The organism is Agrobacterium sp. CGMCC 11546 (assembly GCF_013365515.1).
In the GTDB taxonomy this organism is placed as follows: domain Bacteria; phylum Pseudomonadota; class Alphaproteobacteria; order Rhizobiales; family Rhizobiaceae; genus Agrobacterium; species Agrobacterium fabrum.
In genome coordinates this window covers 2,592,920-2,612,245 of the sequence record NZ_CP047387.1, presented here as the reverse complement: position 1 = coordinate 2,612,245, position 19,326 = coordinate 2,592,920, and the positions used below count along the sequence as shown (strand labels likewise).

The window sequence follows — 19,326 nt, the reverse complement described above, 5'->3', positions numbered from 1 at the left end:
AGCTAATTTATCGGTCACTAGGCCGATGGTGATTTTCGGTCCCGGGAGAATGGCCGGGACATAGAGGAGGAAGACATGCATATCGCAATCATCGGCGCCGCAGGCATGGTTGGCCGCAAGCTGACGCAGCGTCTCGTCAAGGACGGATCGCTCGGCGGCAAGCCGGTCGAGAAGTTCACGCTCATCGACGTGTTCCAGCCTGAAGCTCCCGCCGGCTTTTCCGGTGCAGTCGACGCGCGGGCGGCCGATCTCTCGGCGCCGGGCGAAGCCGAAAAGCTGGTCGAAGCCCGTCCCGATGTCATCTTCCATCTTGCCGCCATCGTCTCCGGCGAAGCCGAGCTTGATTTCGACAAGGGCTACCGCATCAATCTCGATGGCACGCGTTATCTCTTCGACGCCATCCGCATCGCCAATGGCAAGGATGGCTACAAGCCGCGCGTGGTCTTCACCTCGTCGATCGCCGTCTTCGGTGCGCCGCTTCCCTATCCGATCCCGGATGAATTCCACACCACGCCGCTGACCAGCTATGGCACGCAAAAGGCGATCTGCGAGTTGCTGCTTTCCGACTACAGCCGCCGCGGTTTCTTTGACGGTATCGGCATTCGTCTGCCGACAATCTGCATTCGTCCCGGCAAGCCCAATGCTGCCGCCTCCGGCTTCTTCTCCAATATCCTGCGCGAGCCGCTGGTCGGCCAGGAAGCGGTTCTGCCGGTTCCGGAGAGCATTCGCCACTGGCATGCCTCGCCGCGTTCCGCCGTCGGTTTCCTTATCCATGGTGCGATGATCGACGTGGAAAAGGTCGGCCCGCGCCGCAACCTTTCCATGCCGGGCCTCAGCGCCACCGTTGGCGAACAGATCGAGGCGCTGCGCAAGGTTGCCGGTGAAAAGGCCGTTGCGCTCATCCGCCGTGAACCGAATGAGATGATCATGCGCATGTGCGAAGGCTGGGCACCCGGCTTCGAAGCAAAGCGCGCCCGCGAGCTCGGCTTTACGGCTGAAAGCTCGTTTGAAGAGATCATTCAGGTTCATATTGAGGACGAGCTGGGAGGTTCACTGAAATGAGTGTCGGCGGGGAGGAGAAGAAGCGGTCTGTCGCCTTTATCGGCACGGGCCTGATGGGCGGGCCGATGGCCCGGCGTTTGCTGGGTGCCGGCTTTTCGGTCAAGGTCTGGAACCGCAGCGTCAATAAGGCGCAGGCACTGGTTGCCGATGGTGCCGTTCTGGCGGCCTCTCCGGCGGAGGCCGCAAGGGGTGCCGATATCGTCATCACCATGCTGAGCGATGGCAATGCCGTGGGCGAAGTGCTGTTCGAGGCGGGCGTGGCCGAAGCGCTGGCAAAAGGTGCCGTCGTGATCGACAGCAGTTCGATTGCGCCGCCTATTGCGCGCGAACACTCTTCCCGCCTACAGGCAATGGGTATTCATCACGTCGATGCACCGGTTTCCGGTGGTGTGCCCGGTGCAACGGCTGGCACGCTTGCCATTATGGCGGGCGGTGACGAGGCATTGATATCTGGACTTGCGGATGTCTTCGCGCCGATGGGCCGGCTCACCTATGTCGGCCCTTCGGGGGCGGGCCAGCTTTGCAAGCTCGCCAACCAGCAGATTGTCGCCATTACCATCGGCGCCGTTGCCGAAGCGATGATGCTGGTGGAAGCGGGCGGCGCCTCCCGTGAAGGGTTTCGCAATGCCATACGCGGTGGTTTTGCCGAAAGCCGGATCCTGGAACTGCATGGCGAACGCATGGTGAAGCGCAATTTCGTGCCGGGCGGTCCGTCAAAGTTCCAGCTCAAGGATCTGAACGGCGTGCTGGCGACGGCCAAGGATCTCGCTCTCACCCTGCCGCTTACCCAACAGGTCACGCGGGAATTCGATGATTTCGTCGGTGATGGCGGGGCGGATATCGATCATAGCGGCATCCTGCTCTACCTCGAAAAACTCAACAATCGTGAACAGGGCTGAGGCGGGCTGATGAGCGACAACAAGACACCCATGCGCCGCCTGCGATCCCAGGACTGGTTCGATAACCCCGATCATCTCGACATGACGGCGCTCTATCTGGAGCGCTTCATGAATTACGGGGTGACGCCGGAAGAGTTGCGCTCCGGCAAGCCTGTCATCGGCATTGCGCAGAGCGGCAGTGATCTGACGCCCTGCAACCGGGTCCATGTGGAACTGGTCAAGCGGGTGAGAGATGGTATCCGCGATGCGGGCGGTATCCCGATCGAGTTTCCGACCCATCCGATGTTCGAAAACTGCAAGCGCCCAACGGCGGCGCTTGATCGCAATCTCGCTTATCTCAGCCTCGTGGAAGTGCTTTACGGCTACCCGCTCGATGGTGTCGTTCTGACAACCGGCTGCGACAAGACCACGCCTTCGGCGCTGATGGCGGCGAGCACGGTCGATATTCCTGCTATCGTGCTTTCCGGCGGGCCGATGCTCGACGGGTATCATGACGGCGATCTGGTCGGTTCCGGCACCGTCATCTGGCGCATGCGCCGCAAATATGGCGCGGGCGAAATCACTCGCGAGGAGTTTTTGCAGGCAGCGCTGGAATCGGCTCCGTCGGTCGGGCATTGCAACACCATGGGCACCGCATCCACCATGAATGCCATGGCGGAAGCGCTCGGCATGTCGCTCACCGGCTGCGGCGCTATCCCGGCCGCTTACCGCGAGCGTGGCCAGATGGCCTATCGCACCGGCCGTCGTGCCGTCGAACTGGTCATCGAGAATATCAAGCCTTCCGACATCATGACACGCGAAGCGTTCCTGAATGCGATCCGCGTCAACTCGGCGATTGGCGGTTCCACCAACGCGCAGCCGCATCTGGCGGCGATGGCGAAACATGCCGGTGTCGAGCTTCGCGAAGAGGACTGGCAGGCTCACGGCTACGATATTCCGCTGTTGGCCAATGTCCAGCCGGCCGGCAAATGGCTGGGCGAAAAATATCACCGCGCCGGTGGTACGCCCGCCATCATGTGGGAGCTTCTGCAGGCGGGCAAGCTCGACGGAAGCTGTCCGACCGTGACCGGCAAGACGATGGCGGAAAATCTGGACGGGCGTGAATCGACCGACCGCGACGTGATCCTGCCCTATGACAAGCCGCTCAAGGAGCGCGCCGGTTTCCTCGTTCTCAAGGGCAATCTTTTCGATTTCGCCATCATGAAGACGAGCGTGATCTCGGCGGAGTTCCGCCAGCGTTACCTCAGCGAGCCGGGCCGCGAGGGGGTATTCGAAGGCAAGTGCGTCGTATTCGATGGTTCGGAGGATTATCACGCCCGCATCAACGAGCCGTCGCTGGATATTGACGAGCGCACCATTCTTGTCATTCGTGGCGCGGGGCCGCTCGGCTGGCCGGGTTCGGCCGAGGTCGTCAACATGCAGCCACCGGATGCGCTTCTGAAAAAGGGCATTACCAGCCTGCCGACGATCGGCGACGGTCGGCAGTCGGGAACGGCGGACAGCCCGTCGATCCTCAATGCTTCCCCGGAAAGTGCGGCGGGGGGCGGGCTGGCACGGCTGCGCACCGGCGATGTGATCCGCATCGACTTCAACAAGGGCGAATGCAACGCCCTGGTGCCGCAAGCCGAGCTGGATGCCCGCAAGGCCGACGGTATTCCTGCCGTGCCTGCGGATGCAACGCCGTGGCAGCGTATCTATCGTCAATCGGTGACCCAGCTTTCCGATGGCGCGGTTCTGGAAGGGGCGGCGGATTTCCGTCGGATCGCCGAAAAAATGCCCCGGCACAATCACTGACCGAATATGACAAAATCCCCGGCCAGCACCGGGGATTTTTCTTTTGGAGGCGGTTTCGCATTTGATCACGACCTCCTAATGTAGCCTGAGATTCCGCATTAGATCCGCTTACCGGGGGCAGGGCATGACAGATATTTCGATGATCGAGGCGGCGCGTGAGCGCATCGGCAACCATGCGGTGCGAACACCGCTGCTCACATCGCCTTTTCTCGACGAGATTGCCGGGCGAAAGTTATTCGTAAAGGCGGAATGCCTGCAAAGGACGGGATCCTTCAAGTTTCGCGGCGGCTGGTCGGCGGTATCCGGCTTGCCGGCGGATGTGCGCGCCAAGGGTGTGATCGCCTTTTCCTCCGGCAACCATGCGCAGGGCGTGGCGCTCGCGGCCCGCCTGCATGGCATTCCCGCCGTCATCATCATGCCCTCGGATGCGCCGAAGATCAAAATCGACAATACCCGCGCCTATGGCGCCGAGGTGGTGCTTTACGACCGGGCGAATGAAGACCGTGACGCCATTGGCAACCGGTTGTCGAGCGAGCGCGGTCTGACCCTGATCAGGCCTTACGATGAACCGCTGGTGATTGCGGGGCAGGGGACTGTCGGGCTGGAAATCGCTGAGCAGGGCGCCGAACTCGGTATTGGTACTGCCGAGGTTCTGGTGCCTTGCGGCGGCGGCGGCCTCACCTCCGGCATCTCTCTTGCACTCGATGCGAAAGCGCGAAATTATAAGGTCAGGACGGCAGAACCGGAGCGTTTCGATGACGTGGCGCGCTCCCTTGCGGCGGGCAAGATCGAGCGGAATGCGACGACATCGGGTTCGATCTGTGATGCAATCGTCACGCCGCAGCCTGGCAATATCACCTTTCCCATCATGGCAGGGCTTTGCGGGAAAGGTATCGCCGTCAGCGAGGAGGAAGCGTTGAGGGCCATGGTGCTCGCCTTCAACCGGCTGAAGGTCGTTATCGAGCCGGGTGGTGCTGTTGCGCTTGCCGCAGCGCTTTTTCATGGCAAGGAACTGGAAAGCGAAACCGTGATTGCAGTTGCCTCCGGCGGCAATGTCGATCCCGGGATCATGGCAGACGCTCTGTCACGCTTCGGTTGATATCAGGCCTCCAACCGTGCGGCGATCTCGCCGGCAATCGCCAGCGAGGCGGTCAAACCGGGGCTTTCTATGCCGAACAGATTGACGAGGCCGGGAAGACCATGGGTTTCCGGCCCATCGATGCGAAAGTCCATGGCTGGTTCGTCCGGTCCGGAAATCTTCGGGCGGATACCGGAATAGGCAGGGGCCAGCGCGTGTTCCGGCAGCCCCGGCCAATAACGCCTTATGGCGTCGCCGAAACCCTCCATGCGGCGGGGATCAACGGCATAGTCGATGGTATCAACCCATTCCACATCCGGCCCGAACCGGGCCTGACCGGCGAGATCCAGCGTCAGGTGCACACCAAGACCGTGGGTGTGCGGTGCAGGATAGATCAACCGTGAAAAAGGCGATTTGCCTGTCAGCGAGAAATAGCTGCCCTTGGCGAAACGTGCCTGCGGGATCGCCTCTGACGGCAGCCCCTCGATCATGGCTGCCGCCATCGGCGCGGCAAGGCCGGCGGAATTTATGAGCAGCCGGCATGTGAGGCTGACGGGTTCTTTGCCGCCGACATGGACCCGGAAACCGTCGCTCATCGCCTCCGCCCGTTCGAACGGCGCGTTGAGCGCAAGGGCCGCGCCATGGTCTTCCGCCTCGCCAAGCAGTGCCAGCATATAGCCGTGGCTGTCGATGATGCCCGTCGAGGGTGAGAGCAGGGCTGAGCTGCAGGCAAGGGCAGGCTCGAGTGAAAGCGCGTGTCGTTGGTCGATCAGCTCCAGATCGTCGCAGCCATTGGCTTTGCCTTTTGCGCCGAGGGCAACGAGCAGGGGCGTTTCGTCATCGCTCGTGGCGACGATGAGTTTACCGCAATGGCGGTGCGCAACGCCGTGGCTCTCGCAAAAGTCATAAAGCCGCTGCCTGCCCTCGACACAGAGCCTCGCCTTGAGGCTTCCGGCTGGATAATAAAGCCCCGCATGGATGACTTCGCTATTGCGGGACGAAGTGGCCGAACCGAATTCCGTTTCGCTTTCCAGAATGATAACGGAAAGGCCGTGCATCGACAATTCGCGGGCCGTCGCAAGCCCGATCACGCCCGCTCCGATGATGATGGCGTCGATGTCAGTCATGTCTTCCTGTCCGCGGAAGGGCCGTTTGAACCAACTCCCTCCCGACGCGTTAATAGTCCGCGATGGGTAGATTGATGCTTGTTGGGAGGCAAGTGACGACCCCTATTTTTCCCAATTGGCACTTCTTATGGAATTTTATCTCTACTGAAACAGTGGGGAATAAAGCTATTCTCTACCCCAGATGAGCAATGCCCGTTTCAAGGGCCGAGCAGGAAGGGAGTGTACAATGTCTTATTCCAAGGCAGGAAAAGTAAAAGACTTTGTTTCGCAGCCCCAGTCGCCTCGCAACTGGAGAGATTCCGTTCATGCGGCTCTTGTCGGCGTGTGCATGGCCTTCGTTGCTGCTGTCATATTCGGTCTCGTTCCCTGATCCTCCCTGGTTTTCAGGCAAGTTGAGAATAAAGGCCGGCCGCTCCTCCGACCGGCCTTTTTATGTTTATCGCGCCTTCAGATAATCCTCCGCCAGATCCACCCAGAAGGTGGTTCCGATCGGCAGAATTTCGTCGTTGAAATCGAATTTCGGATGGTGCAGTGGCGGATCGTTATCGGTGCGCGCGGTGCCGAGGAAGAAATAGCAGCCCGGCCGCTTCTCGAGCATATAGGCGAAGTCTTCGGCACCCATCGATGGACGCTTCATTTCCAGAACCTTCTCCGGTCCGGCAAAACGACGGGCGAGATCGGCGACATAATCCGTCTCCGCCTTGTGATTGACGGTTGCGTTATAACCGCGCTCGTAATCGATGGTGACGCTCATGCCGTAGCTTGCTGCCTGGCCTTCGGCGATGGCCCGGATACGCTTTTCCAGCTCGTCGCGCACGCCCGGATCGAAGGAGCGGATGGTCAGCAACATCTCTGCCGTTTCGGGAATGACGTTGCTCGCCATGCCAGCATGGAATGCGCCAACGGTCACGACCGCCGACAGTTGCGGGTGGATATTGCGGGACACCACCGTCTGCAACGCCATGATGATGCTCGCGCCGGCAACGATGGGATCGGCCGCATCCTGCGGTTCGGCGCCGTGGCCGCCATAACCTCTGACAGTGATTTTGCATTCGTCGACGGCGGCAAGGATCGGCCCGTCGCGCAGCACGAATTGTCCGAAGGGCAGGCCGGGATCATTATGCAGGGCAAAGACTGCATCGCACGGGAAGCGCTCGAACAGGCCGTCTTCGATCATGATGCGGGCGCCGCCGAAATTTTCCTCGGCCGGCTGGAAAATCAGATGCAGGGTGCCATCGAAATTCCTGCGTTCGGCGATGATCTTCGCCGCTCCGAGCAGCATGGCCGTGTGGCCATCGTGACCGCAGGCGTGCATGACGCCCTGATGGGTGCTGGCATAGTCCGCCCCGGTTTCCTCGTGGATCGGCAGTGCGTCGATGTCGGCGCGAATGCCGAGCGCGCGGGTGCTGTCACCGTTTCGGAGCGTCGCGACGATGCCGGTCCCGGCAAGCCCGCGCGTCACCTCGTAGCCCATTTCCACCAGCTGTTCGGCAATGAAATCCGACGTCTTGAATTCCGAAAGACCGATCTCGGGGTGGCGGTGCAGATGGCGGCGGATCGCCACCACGTCTGGCATATGGTTGGCAAAGGAGGCGATGTTTGCGGTCTGTCTGGTCATTTTCGAAGTCCCCGGCTAGGCCGTTCTGTCTCGGTGTATTTCCCATCGGACATATCAGCATATAAATTTATTCTAAAGTGCTCTTCGCCATGGCGAAAGCCCTTGAAATTCGGCGCTTGCATCGCATCGCCACAGGTGGCATGGAACTATTGACGTCCTGGGGCATTAGCTCCTTTCGGATGTAGCGCAGGCTTTATCGGCCCCGCGTTGCCCTTCAGGTGTCAAAGGGGGACTATCGGACGTTGCGCCAACAATTTTCGCCGTGGGGGAAGGTGAGAAATCCGGTGGGAACGGCTTTGCCGGGCCGGAGGACAAAATTTTCCTGTCGTCGAAACCCCGTTGTTCGCACTAATGCCCGGCTTTGCAGGGAGATGCGACGGACTGCGCCGCCAAATGCCATGCCTGAGGATATTCACCGTTTGACGATCCGCTTCCTGCGGCGGCTCTGCCGGTTCACCGAAGGTTCAGGATAAGTCATAAATATAGCGTGGCCCGATTTCGTGCGCGTTCCCGCCGTGAACGAAATGCCGGTCAAGTCGAACAAGTTTCCATACAGTTCAGAATACGAGCCCGATGTCATTTCATATCACCCCGACCGCCGCCGCCCGTGATTCCGAGACGAAGCAGATCGATCACAACGATTCGATCCGTGCGTCCTATATGACGATCGAGGAACTGCATGATGCCGGTGCCGCGCTTTCCCGCGACGGTGCCGACAGTCTTCCCGGCTTCATGGAATTCGATTTCTTCGAGCGTCACCGCGAGAACGAAAAGGAAATCCTGCGGGTTTACCGCACGACGGCCGTCGACGCCGAAAATGGTGCAACGATCACGCCGGCGGCGGAATGGCTGCTCGACAACCACTACGTCATCGAAGAGGCGATTCAGGAAGTACGGCGCGATTTTCCGCGCAAATTCTATCGCCAGCTGCCGACGATGACAGTGGGCGGCGTGACCATTCCGCGCGTCATGGCGCTCGGCTGGCTGTATGTCGCGCATACCCACAGCACGGTTTCGCGTGAGAACATGACGGCGCTGGTGGATGGATACCAGACTTCGCAAACGCTGCAGATCGGCGAATTGTGGGCACTGCCCTCCATCATCCGCTTCGTCCTCATCGAAAATCTTCGCCGTATCTCCATCCGCGTCGAGCGCTCGCGCCGTATGCGCCAGAAGGCGAATGAGGTCGTCGACGAGATCATCCGGCTGAACGATGCCGAAGCGTCGGCCGCACTTCTGAAACAGGTCGATTCGCTGGTCGATGATCCGACCTTTGCGACGCAGTTCCTTTATCGTCTGCGTAACGGTTCGCAGACATCGGGCTTCGCTGTTGCCTGGCTCGAAGAGCGCCTGCATGCCGCCGGCACCGATGCCGAAAACGTCATGATGTCGGAACACAACCGCCTGGCGTCCGGCAATGTGACGATGGGCAACATCGTCAAGAGCCTGCGTGAAATCGACGATACCGAATGGTCGGTGTGGTTCGAGGAAGTCAGCCATATCGACAAGGTCCTGCGCGAGGAAACCGACTACGAGATTCTCGATTTCGGTTCGCGCAATACCTATCGTAACACGATCGAACTTCTGGCCCGCCGCTCACCCAGGACCGAAGTTGAGGTGGCGCGTGCCGCCGTCGAAATGGCGCGGTCCGATCTGCCGGCAGGCGCTGACGAGAACCATCGCGTCAATGTCGGTTCGGTGCTCGTCGGTCAGCGCCGCTTCGAGCTTGAAAAGGCGCTGGGGTATCGGCCGCTCGCATCGCAGCACATCGTCCGCTCGATGCGCAAGTTCAACTGGCTCGCCATCGCCGCGCCGGTGCTTCTCATCACGGCGGTCGCCATGCTCGCGGTCGGCTGGTTCCTCGCAAAGGCGGGCATGCCCTGGTATGTCGTCACTGCCTTCCTGCTGATGTTCGCATTGCCGGCATCCGAAGGCGCGACCGGCCTCTTCAACACGCTCGTCACCTTCTTCGTGAAGCCGTTCCGGCTCGTCGGATACGAATTCAAGAACGGCATCCCTGAGGACGCCCGCACATTGGTCGCCGTGCCCTGCATGCTGACCAGCCGCGACAGCGTCGACGAGATGATGCGCAATATCGAGGTGCATTATCTCGCTAATCCGCATGGCGAGATTTATTTCTCGCTCGTCAGCGACTGGCGTGATGCGCCATACGAGCAGTCCGATGAGGATCTCGAAATCCTCGACTATGCCAAGCGCGAGCTTGCGGCACTGAACAGCCGTTATGCCTTTGACGGCAAGACACGTTTTTACCTGCTGCATCGCCGCCGTATCTATAATTCGGCCGAAGAGTGCTGGATGGGCTGGGAGCGCAAGCGCGGCAAGTTGCATGAGCTGAACATGCTGCTGCGCGGCGACAAGGATACGACCTTCCTCGGCGGGGCGAATATCGTGCCGGCCGATGTCAAATATGTCATGACCCTTGATGCCGATACGCGCCTGATGCGCGACGCGGTGACCAAGCTCGTCGGCAAAATGCACCACCCGATCAACCGCCCCAAGATCGACCCGGTTTCCGGTCGTGTCGTGGAAGGTTACGGCCTGTTGCAGCCGCGTGTTACACCTTCGCTGACGACCGGCAAGGACGCTTCCGTCTTCCAACGCGTCTTTTCGATCAATCGCGGTATCGATCCTTATGTCTTCACCGTTTCCGACGTCTACCAGGATCTGACCTCCGAAGGCACCTTCACCGGCAAGGGTCTTTACGACGTGGACGCCTTCGAGGCGGCGCTGAAGGGCCGGATCGAAGAAAACTCCATCCTCAGCCACGATCTGCTCGAAGGCTCCTTCGCGCGTTGCGCGCTGGTGACCGATGTGGAACTGGTCGAGGATTTCCCGACCCGCTACGAGGTGGAAGTCTCGCGCCAGCACCGCTGGGCGCGTGGCGACTGGCAACTGCTTCCCTTCATCATTGACCGTGCCCGTGGCGTTACCGCCATCGGTCGCTGGAAGATGGTCGATAACCTGCGTCGCTCACTGACACCGATCGCCTGGTTCTTCGCCTCGATCCTCGGCTGGTATTTCATGGATCCGCTCGGCGCGCTGATCTGGCAGATCCTGCTGATCTTCTCGCTGTTTGTCGCGCCCACGCTCTCGTTGCTCTCCGGCCTTGTGCCGCGCTCCACCGACATCGTGCCGCAGGCGCATTTCCACACCATCTGGTCGGAAATCCGCGCCACCAATGCGCAGGTTGCGCTGCGTATCGTCTTCATTGCCGATGCCGCCTGCATGATGACGGATGCGATTGTGCGTTCGCTTTATCGCCTGCTCGTCAGCCACAAGCTGATGCTGGAATGGCGCACGGCCGCCAGCATGCAGTCCAGCGCACAGGGCAGCATCGTCGATTATTATCGCCAGATGTGGCATGCGCCTGTCGTGGCCATGCTCGGCCTGCTGTTTGCAGCGCTGCCGGGCGACAATGCCTTCCTGATTGGCATTCCCTTTACGCTGCTCTGGGTTCTGTCTCCGGCCGTTGCCTGGTATGTCAGCCAGTCGGCGGAAACCGAAGACCGGCTGTTCGTTTCCGAACACGTTTCCTTCGAACTGCGCAAGATCGCCCGCCGAACCTGGCGTTATTACGAGGCTTTCGTCACGCCGCAGGAAAACCACCTGCCGCCGGACAATTTCCAGGAAACGCCGGAGCCGATCGTTGCTTCGCGCACCTCGCCCACCAATATCGGCGTCTATCTGCTCTCCGTCATCTCGGCGCGCCAGTTCGGCTGGATCAGCTTTGCCGATACGCTGGAGCGGATCGAAAACACGATCCAGACCGTCGAAAAGATGGAGAAGCATCGTGGCCATCTCTACAACTGGTACCATACCGACACTTTGCAGACGCTTGGACCGCGTTATGTTTCGGCCGTGGACAGCGGCAACCTCGCCGGTCACCTGATTGCGGTTTCGTCTGCCTGCCGCGACTGGGCGGAAGCGCCGTCAGCCCATCTTCAGGGCAATCTGGATGGTATCGGTGATGTCGCCGGTATTCTGCGCGAAACGCTGAAAGCCCTGCCTGATAACCGCAAGACCCTGCGTCCGCTGCATCGCCGTCTCGAAGAGCGCATCATCGGCTTTTCCAATGCGCTGGCCTCCGTCAAGCGCGAGCATGAATTCGCCTCGATCCGCGTCATCAATCTTGCGGTGCTGGCACGCGATATCCAGAAGCTCGCAACCAATGTCGATCATGAGGTGAAGTCTGCGCAGAGCGCGGAAGTGACCCGCTGGGCGCAATTGCTGGTGGAATCCTGCGAAGCGCATATTTCCGACAGTGCCATCGACCTCACCAATATGGAGCCGCTGCGCCAGCGTCTGGCATCGCTGCGTGACCGCAGCCGCAATCTCGCTTTCTCGATGGATTTCACGTTCCTTTACCGCAAGGATCGTCGTCTTCTGTCGATCGGCTATCGCGTCGAAAGCAAGGAGCTGGACGAGGCCTGTTATGACCTTCTGGCCTCCGAATGCCGCCTGACCAGTCTGTTTGCCATCGCCAAGGGCGATCTACCGACCGAGCACTGGTACCGTCTCGGCCGCCAGGTCGTGCCGATCGGTGCGCAGGGTGCCTTGGTCTCCTGGTCGGGCTCGATGTTCGAATATCTGATGCCGCCGCTGGTCATGCAGGAGCGTCAGGGCGGCATCCTCAATCAGACCAACAATTTGATCGTCAAGGAACAGATGAACCACGGCCGCCGTCTCGGCACGCCTTGGGGCATTTCCGAAGCGGCATTCAACGCCCGCGATCACAACATGAACTACCAGTACACCAACTTCGGCGTACCGACGCTTGGCCTCAAGCGCGGCCTCGGCCAGAATGCGGTGATCGCGCCTTACGCCTCGATCCTCGCCAGCCAGTATGACCCTGACGGTGCATTGGAAAACCTCGACAAGCTGCGCAAGCTTGGCGCGCTCGGCCAGTATGGTTTCCACGATGCGGTGGACTTCACGCCGACACGCGTGCCTGACGGCAAGGTCTGCGCGGTGGTTTACAACTATTATGCCCACCACCATGGCATGTCGATTGCGGCCGTCGCCAACGTTGCCTTTGATGGCGTGTTACGCGAACTCTTCCACTCCGATCCGGTGATCGAGGCGGCCGAGCTGCTGCTGCAGGAAAAGGCACCGCGCGAAGTGCCGGTCATGAGCGCCAAATACGAGCCGGAAACCCCCGGCAAGGAACAGGCCGACCTCTTGCGTGCGGAAGTGCGCTCCATTGCCGATCCGGCGGTGCGCGACCGCGAAGTGGTGTTCCTCTCGAACGGACATTATTCGACCATGCTCACCTCGACGGGTGCCGGTTATTCGAAGTGGAACGGACAGGCGATTTCCCGCTGGAAGGCGGATCCGACCGACGATCGGTGGGGTACCTTCATCTTCCTGCGCGACACCACCAATGGACAATGGTGGAGTGCGACGGCGGAGCCGCGTGTCATCGAGGGTGAAAAGACCAAGACGATCTTCACCGACGACAAGGCAGAGTTCCACAAGACTATCGGTGATCTGCAGAGCGTGGTCGAGTGTATCGTCGCCACCGAGCATGACGCCGAAGGCCGCCGTATCACCCTGCTGAACGTCGGTTCCGAGGATCGCTACATCGAAGTGACCTCCTATATGGAGCCGGTCATCGCGTCTGAGGATGATGACAACGCTCATCCCCTCTTCTCACGCATGTTCGTGCAGACAGAAATCGGCCGCCGCGGTGACGTCATCCGCGCCTGGCGGAACCGCCGCAGCCCGAACGAGCCCGGCACCGTCATCGCGCATCTGGCCGCCGACAATGCCGGCCCGTCGCGCCCGACTGAGTTCGAAACGGATCGCGCCAAGTTCACTGGTCGCGGACGCTCGTTGCGCGAAGCGGCGGCATTCGATGCCGGTGCGACGCTCTCCAGCTCCGACGGTTTCACGCTGGATCCGATCCTGTCGCTGCGGCGCACCGTGCGCGTGCCGGCCGGCAAGAAGGTGAGCGTGATCTTCTGGACGATCGCCGCGCCGAGCCGCGAGGAAGTCGACAAGGCGATCGACCGTTACCGTCATCCGGATGCTTTCGCCCATGAACTCGTGCATGCCTGGACGCGCACGCAGGTGCAGATGCGCCATGTGGGCGTCACCTCGCAGCAGGCGGCCGCCTTCCAGCATCTCGGTCGTTATCTGACCTATCCCGACATGCATCTGCGTGCGGATTCGGAAACGCTGAAAACGGGCCTCGCCTCGCAGCGTGCCCTGTGGCCGCTTGCCATTTCGGGCGATTTCCCGATCTTCAGCCTGCGCATCAATGACGACATGGACATGGATATCGCCCGTGAGGCGCTGAGCGCCCACGAATATCTGCGTTCGCGCGGCGTGATCTTCGATCTCGTCATCGTCAACGAACGGGCTGCATCTTATGCACAGGACATGCAGCATGCGCTCGATCATATTTCCGAGACGCAGCGCCGCATCAATCCTGCTGATGGCGGTCGTCCGCACGTCTTCTCCGTGCGGCGAGATTTGATGGATGAAGAGACATGGAGTGCTCTTCTCGCCGCTTCCCGCGTCGTCCTGCATGTGCGCAACGGCAAGATTGTCGACCAGATCAACCGCGCGGTCTCGCTGTTTGCGGCCAATCGCGGTCCTGACGGCTCCTCTGATGCTGCGCAGGCCCGTCTGCCCGTGCCGGCCTTCCCGGTTGCGGAACCGGTCGAGGATGCGGGCGATCTCGATTTCTGGAACGGTTTCGGCGGCTTCGCCAAGAACGGCCAGGAATATGTGGTGCGCCTGAATGGCGGGCAGTCTACACCGCATCCATGGATCAACGTTATCTCGAATGAGAATTTCGGCTTCCATATTTCAGCCGAAGGCGCCGGTTTCAGCTGGAGCCGCAATTCACGCGACTACCAGTTGACACCCTGGACCAATGACCCGGTCATCAACCGGCCGGGCGAGGCCTTCTATGTCGCCGATGTGGAAACAGGAAAGCTTTATACGCCCTGTGCCGCGCTGTCGCGCGATCCCGAAGCCATGTTCGAAACCCGTCATGGTCTCGGTTATTCGATCCTGACCGGCGTGGCGGATACGCTCGAAGTCGAGCTGACGCAGACTGTTGACCGTGAAAAGCCGGTCAAGTTCTCGCAGGTCATCGTGCGCAACAAGGGTTCGAAAAGCCGCCGTCTGAAGGTCTATGCCTATGTGGAGTGGGTGCTCGGCAATAACGGCCAGAAATCCGCGCCATTCATCCTGAGCAGGCATGATGCAGGCAGCAACGCGATCTTTGCCTCGAACCCCTACAGCATCGACTATAGCGCCCGCACCTCGTTCCTGACACTCGACAGCGAGGCAAGCGGCTTTACCACCAGCCGCCGGGAATTCATCGGCCGCTTCGGTTCGGCGCAGGCCCCGCAGGGCATCGTGTCCGGCGCGGCGCTGAGCGGCACCACCGAGGTTGATGGTGATCCCTGCGCGGCGCTGATGCAGGAAATCCACCTGAAGCCGGGCGAAGAACGGCACATGACCTTCATTCTCGGCGATGCCGACAATGCGGAAGAGGCCGAAGCGCTGGTGAAAGATGCCCGCCAGGCGGACTTCCAGACGGTATTGGACGCGAGCAAGGCATTCTGGACGGGCTTTACCGGCCAGTTGCAGGTCTCTACGCCCGATGCCGGCTTCAACCACATGGTCAATAGCTGGCTGCCCTATCAGGCGCTGGCCTGCCGCATTCTGGCGCGCACCGCCTTTTACCAGTCGAGCGGCGCCTTCGGCTTCCGCGATCAGTTGCAGGATACGCTGGCATTCCTGCTCTATCAGCCGGATCTCGCCCGCACGCAGATCCTGCGCGCGGCAGGCCGCCAGTTCCCGGAAGGCGATGTGCAGCACTGGTGGTTGCCGCTGACGGGTGCCGGTGTCCGCACGACCATCTCCGATGACGTGGTCTGGCTCGCTTATGCCATCAACCAATATGTCTCGGCCACGGGCGATGCCGCCATCCTCGATGAAAGCATTCCTTTCCTCAAAGGGCCGGCATTGATGCCAGGTCAGCACGATGCTTTCTTCCAGCCGGAAACGAGTGAGAGATCTGCCACGCTTTACGAACATGCGGCGCTGGCGCTCGATCTTGCTATCCATCGCACCGGGGAGAACGGTTTGCCGCTGATTCTCGGCGGCGACTGGAACGACGGCATGAACCGTGTCGGCGTTGGCGGCAAGGGCACGAGCGTCTGGCTCGGCTGGTTCCTGGCCGGTGCGCTTCGTGATTTCATCGAGATCGCCGAGAAGCGCGGCGATACCGACCGGGTCGGGAAATGGGCCTCGCACCGGGAAAAGCTGCGCCATGTTCTCGAAACAGCCGGCTGGGACGGCAGCTATTACCGTCGCGGTTATTTCGATGACGGCACGCCGCTTGGTTCGGCCAGCAGCGAGGAATGCCAGATCGATTCGCTCGGCCAGAGCTGGAGCGTTCTCTCCGGCGAGGGCGAGGAAGGCCGGTCACGCCAGGCGATGGATGCCGTCATGGAGCATCTGGTCGATGAAAAGACCGGTATCATCCGGCTGTTCACACCGCCCTTCTCGCGTGCGTCGCACGATCCGGGTTACATCAAGGGATATCCGCCGGGTGTGCGGGAAAACGGCGGACAATATACCCATGCGGCGACCTGGGTGGTTCTTGCGCTTGCCAAGCAGGGCCGCGCGCAGGAGGCGTGGAACTGCTTCAAGCTGCTCAACCCGGTCAACCATGCGCTGGATGCGGCATCGTCGGAAACCTATCGGGTCGAACCCTATGTGGTGACCGCCGATGTTTACGGTGAAGGCGCCTATGCCGGCCGTGGCGGGTGGAGCTGGTACACTGGTTCTGCCGGTTGGCTCTATCGTGCCGCTGTCGAGGGTATTCTCGGCATCACCCGTACCGACGGCAAGCTTCATGTTTCGCCGTCGCTTCCGGAAGACTGGAGCGGTTTCTCGATCAGAATTACGCTCGACGGCAAGGCAAGAGACATCGCCGTCAGCCGGAAGGCTGGCACGGCGGACGTCTCCGTGTCCGTCGATGGTAAGGATCTGGCGGCCGGTGATGGGGTTATACCCTTCGACTGAGACGACATGTCTCTGTCCGCCTTTAGACACAGGCTCCTGCGGTGACGCAGGGGCCTGAATTTTTTGTGGGTGGCCTTTGCCTCTGTTTCGGCATTTTAACCGGACCCATAGGCTCGCTGCAGCCGCTTTCGAAGGCATTGGCTGAAAAGCAGCGGCAATAAGACCGGCGTCCACGAGAGGCATGATCAATGGTGCCGGATTGTCAGGTCACGATTGTCAATCACGTCGGGCAGAGACAGCGGTCGCAAGCGTGCCAAGCCCTAAAGATGTTCCACGACAGGAAGCCGGCATGTATGGTCCTTTTTAGAAAACGACCGTAACACTGGAGTTCCCATGGGTCTCTTGATGACATCGTGGGTCGGGGAGGAGGAGCTTTGCAGTTCAGCGCGTCTTTCACAGAAACCGCCCTGTTGGCATCGCTCGCCATTCTCTCCCTGGCGCTGTCGTGCTGGTTGGCACGCTATCCTCGCACAACGAGTGTTGGAATCCTGCTTGGCGTGCTTCTCGGGATTTTCGTATTCAACGCCGCAGCAGGTTTTGTTGCCTTCCTGGGAAATGTCCTTCCCTTCGGGCAGATAGATTTTTGGCTATCAAGCTTTTTGACCGGAATTTTCCGATAGGCAATTCCTGGCTCACCCGGTCCCCGGAAAGCGGGCAAAGAAAAAGGGCGGACAATGCTGCCCGCCCTTATCTTTGTTGCCTCGGCCAAGGCCTCAGGAGGCTATGGCCTTCGGTCGCGGCTGCTGACCTTCGTCTTCCGTCAGCAGGCCGCTGGTGCGCAGCAGCGAGGTGAAGCGGCCCCCGCGCTGGGTCAGTTCATCGAAAGTGCCCTTCTCGATGATCCGGCCCTGATCGAGGAACAGGACGAGATCGGCATCGCGGACCGTGGAAAGGCGGTGAGCGATGATGAAGGTCGTGCGGTTCTTTCGCAGCGCGTCCACGGCGGCCTTCACGCGGGCCTCGGTTTCCACGTCCAATGCACTGGTCGCCTCGTCGAGAACCAGAATAGGCGCGTTCTTCAGGATCGCACGGGCGATGGCGATACGCTGGCGCTCGCCGCCGGAAAGGCGGTTACCGCGCTCGCCCACCTGCGTCAGGTAGCCGTTGATGCGGCTGTCGATGAAATCCGTTGCCGCTGCCGCTGCTGCTGCTTCCACCACTTCCGCATCGGTGGCCGTTTCTCGGCCGAGGCGGATGTTTTCGCGGATGGAGCGGTTCAGCAGGCCGGCATCCTGGAACACGGTCGCGATGGAGTTGCGTAGCGAGTTTTTCGTCACCGTCGAAATATCGGTGCCGTCGATCAGAATCTGGCCGGAATCAGGGTCGTAGACACGTTGCAGAAGGTTGATCAGCGTGGTCTTACCGGCACCGGTCGGTCCGACGATCGCAACGGTCTCGCCGGCCTTGGCCGTAAACGAGACGTCGTGAACGCCCTGCTTGGTGTTGGCGAAACCGAAATTGATGTTGCGGAACTCCACGGTGCCCGAGACATTCGAGAGCTCGCGGGCATCGCCGGGCTCTTCCCGTTCCTTGACGGCATCCTCCAGCACGAAGAAGTCCTCGAGCTTGGCGCGGGCTTCGAAAATCTGCGTCACGAATTGCCGCATCTGGTCCAGACGGCCGATCAGGAGATTGGCGAAACCGATGAAGGCGATGACATCACCCACGCGCAATTCGCCGTTCTTGACCAGCACGGTGCCGATGACGAGGATGATCATCATCGAAACGGTGGAGGCAGTGCGGTTCAGCGCACTGGCGAAGGCCCACCAGTCGAGCACCGGATATTGCGCGCTCAGCAGCTTTTCGGTGAAGGATTTCAGCGCCTTCGTTTCAGCCTCGATGCGGTTGTAGCTGTGCAGCACCGACACGTTGCTGATGGAATCGCTGACATGGGCAAAAACGCTGTGATAATGCTCCTCGACTGAGGCCTGGCCGTCCTTGGTGCGGCCCATCACCCACTTGCCGATGAACCAATAGACGATGCCGAGGCCGATCAGGACGAAGCTCAGGCGCAGGTCCATGGCCATGGCGGTCGGGATGAGCAGCACCAGCGCCACGAAGGTGGCAAGATGCGTGCGCATGAATTCCAGCCACAGGCCGAACAGCGTTTCGCTGGCGCGCAGCAGCGTGTGCAGCGCATTGGACGTGCCGCGCAGATGATGCCAGGAGAGCGGCATCGAAATGATGCGCCCGAAAGCTTCCGTCAGCAGCGTTGCGCGCCGACCATGGGCCAGACGGTCTGCCTCGCGGGCGACCGCGACATAAGCGACGGTATTAAAGACGCCGAAACCCGCCCACAGAATAAGAATGGGCGTAACATTGGTGCCGGAGGAAATGGCGTCAATGATACGGCCGAACAGAACGGGTTCGGCGATGGTGATCGCTGCAAGAATGACGTTGGCGATGACGACAACGGCCACACGCCATTTATGAACGGTCAGATAGCGCAGAGCGCGTGTGTAAACCTGAAACAAGGTCAAATTTTCAATCCAGTCCGAGCGTCTTTTCAAGCGGTTGATTGTTCGGCCTCAACGCAATGCCACTTTAGCAAGGTTGCATGAGACGGCGAAATTTGTGTAATTATCGCTCTTTCTGTCTGAATGGCGGCTTAACAAATTGGCCCCCTGTGCGACCGAAAAAACGAACCCGATGTTTTCCGGGTGCCTGCCACCACAAGAT

General features: G+C 60.4%; 9 protein-coding genes. 6 read left to right on the top strand and 3 right to left on the bottom strand.

Annotated features, from left to right (window positions below; genetic code table 11):
• Positions 1–75: 75 nt before the first annotated feature.
• The 4 genes from denD (at position 76) to GSF67_RS12860 (ending at position 4,854) form a co-directional block, all read left to right on the top strand.
• On the top strand, positions 76–1,062 hold the full coding sequence (gene denD, locus GSF67_RS12875; RefSeq protein ID WP_006310918.1) for a D-erythronate dehydrogenase: 987 nt from the start codon (positions 76–78) through the stop codon (positions 1,060–1,062).
• A complete protein-coding gene (locus tag GSF67_RS12870; RefSeq protein ID WP_006310917.1) occupies positions 1,059–1,961 on the top strand; it encodes an NAD(P)-dependent oxidoreductase in 903 nt (300 codons plus the stop codon). Before denD ends, GSF67_RS12870 begins: the two co-directional genes overlap by 4 nt.
• Before the next feature lie 9 nt (positions 1,962–1,970).
• Positions 1,971–3,755, top strand: a complete 1,785-nt coding sequence (locus GSF67_RS12865; RefSeq protein WP_006310916.1) for an IlvD/Edd family dehydratase — start codon at positions 1,971–1,973, stop codon at positions 3,753–3,755.
• 124 nt (positions 3,756–3,879) lie between these two features.
• A complete protein-coding gene (locus GSF67_RS12860; RefSeq protein ID WP_006310915.1) occupies positions 3,880–4,854 on the top strand; it encodes a threonine/serine dehydratase in 975 nt (324 codons plus the stop codon).
• 2 nt (positions 4,855–4,856) lie between these two features.
• Here GSF67_RS12860 and GSF67_RS12855 read toward each other — a convergent pair whose 3' ends face one another.
• Entirely contained in the window at positions 4,857–5,960 is a 1,104-nt protein-coding gene (locus tag GSF67_RS12855) for an NAD(P)/FAD-dependent oxidoreductase (RefSeq protein ID WP_006310914.1), read from the bottom strand.
• A 436-nt stretch (positions 5,961–6,396) separates the two neighbouring features.
• A complete protein-coding gene (locus GSF67_RS12850; protein WP_006310912.1) occupies positions 6,397–7,578 on the bottom strand; it encodes a M20 aminoacylase family protein in 1,182 nt (393 codons plus the stop codon).
• A 573-nt stretch (positions 7,579–8,151) separates the two neighbouring features.
• Between GSF67_RS12850 and GSF67_RS12845 the strand changes: the two genes are divergently transcribed.
• Both GSF67_RS12845 and GSF67_RS12840 read left to right on the top strand, forming a co-directional pair.
• Positions 8,152–16,647, top strand: a complete 8,496-nt coding sequence (locus GSF67_RS12845; protein ID WP_006310909.1) for a GH36-type glycosyl hydrolase domain-containing protein — start codon at positions 8,152–8,154, stop codon at positions 16,645–16,647.
• A gap of 374 nt (positions 16,648–17,021) precedes the next feature.
• Complete coding sequence (locus tag GSF67_RS12840; protein ID WP_006310907.1) at positions 17,022–17,267, top strand: hypothetical protein; 246 nt, start codon at positions 17,022–17,024, stop codon at positions 17,265–17,267.
• A 93-nt stretch (positions 17,268–17,360) separates the two neighbouring features.
• On the opposite strand, the gene GSF67_RS12835 is transcribed toward GSF67_RS12840, so the two are convergent.
• Entirely contained in the window at positions 17,361–19,127 is a 1,767-nt protein-coding gene (locus GSF67_RS12835; protein WP_010972522.1) for a glucan ABC transporter ATP-binding protein/ permease, read from the bottom strand.
• Positions 19,128–19,326 lie beyond the last annotated feature (199 nt).